Source organism: Dactylosporangium sp. NPDC051485 (assembly GCF_040682015.1).
Classification (GTDB): Bacteria; Actinomycetota; Actinomycetes; order Mycobacteriales; family Micromonosporaceae; genus Dactylosporangium.
On the sequence record NZ_JBFAZW010000255.1, the window covers coordinates 1 to 1,277 of the forward strand.

Consider the following 1,277-nt stretch of genomic DNA (forward strand, 5'->3'; position numbering starts at 1 on the left):
TGGGCCTGCCCCGTTTTGACGGACATCCGAGATCAGGGGACCTGGGGTCTCCGGGAGGATGTCTAGCATCATGGAGAACGTGGGGAAGAAGCGATCGAGGCCGCGGCGGGCGTTCACGCCTGAGTTCAAGGCCGAGATCGTCGAGTTGTGTCAGCGCGGGGACCGCACGGTCGGGCAGGTCGCGCGGGATTTCGACCTGACCGAGACCGCGGTGCGGCAGTGGGTCAAGCAGGCCGAGCTTGATGCCGGGACCCGCTCGGACGGGTTGACCAGCGATGAGCGGGCCGAGTTGGCCCGGCTGCGTGCGGAGAACCGCCGGTTGCAGCAGGACGTCGACATTTTGAAGCGGGCGACGGCTTTCTTCGCACGGGAGACCCGGTGAACGTGTATCCGTTCATCGAGGCGGAGCAGGCCGGCAAGCACAGTGTCAAACGCGCGTGCGAGCTGCTGCAGGTCTCCCGGTCCGCCTACTACACCCGCAACATCACCAGCTCCCGGAAGCGCGTCGACGAGCAGCTCACCACAAAGATCCTGCAGATCCATGCGGCGTCGAACGGCACCTATGGGGCGCCGCGGATCCACGCCGAGCTCGCCGCTGCCGGGCTGCGGCACGGCCGCAAACGCATCGCCCGCCGGATGCGCGCGGCCGGGATCCGGGGCAAGAGCCCACGCCGTTGGCAGGTCACCACGATCCCGGACCCGAACGCGGCGAAGCGCCCGGACCTGATCGGCCGGGACTTCACCGTCGACCCAGCGGCGATCGACACCCGCTGGTGCGGTGACATCACCTACATCAACACGTGGGAAGGCTGGCTGTATCTGGCCACCGTCATCGACCTGGCCTCCCGCCGCGTCGTGGGCTGGGCCGTGGCCGACCATCTCAAGACCGACCTGGTCGACGCCGCCCTGACCGACGCGCTGCGCCGCCGCCGACCCGCCGACGGGCTCGTGTTCCATTCCGACCGCGGCTGTCAATACACCAGCGCCCAGCACGCCCGCCTCGCCCGCCAGCACGGCGTGCGGCTCTCCGTCGGCCGGCGCGGTCAATGCTGGGACAACGCGGTCGCCGAATCGTTCTTCGCCACCATCAAAACTGAACTCACGCACCGGCAGGCCTGGCCCACCCGCGCTGCCGCCAGGCAGGCGATATTCGAGTACATCGAGGGCTGGTACAACACCCGCCGCCGGCATTCCAGCCTCGGCTACCTCAGCCCCGCCGCCTTCGAGAACAGCACCAGCGTCCGGCCGTTGACCGCCCTCAGGGTAGCTTGAGGATC

General features: G+C 68.5%; 1 protein-coding gene and 1 pseudogene. Both read left to right on the plus strand.

Features of this window, described 5'->3' with window-relative positions; translation table 11 throughout:
- Window positions 1-70 precede the first annotated feature (70 nt).
- Window positions 71-361: pseudogene (locus AB0M46_RS51365) on the plus strand (transposase); the annotation flags it as partial.
- A 17-nt stretch (window positions 362-378) separates the two neighbouring features.
- A complete protein-coding gene (locus AB0M46_RS51370; RefSeq protein ID WP_363349082.1) occupies window positions 379-1,272 on the plus strand; it encodes an IS3 family transposase in 894 nt (297 codons plus the stop codon).
- Window positions 1,273-1,277 lie beyond the last annotated feature (5 nt).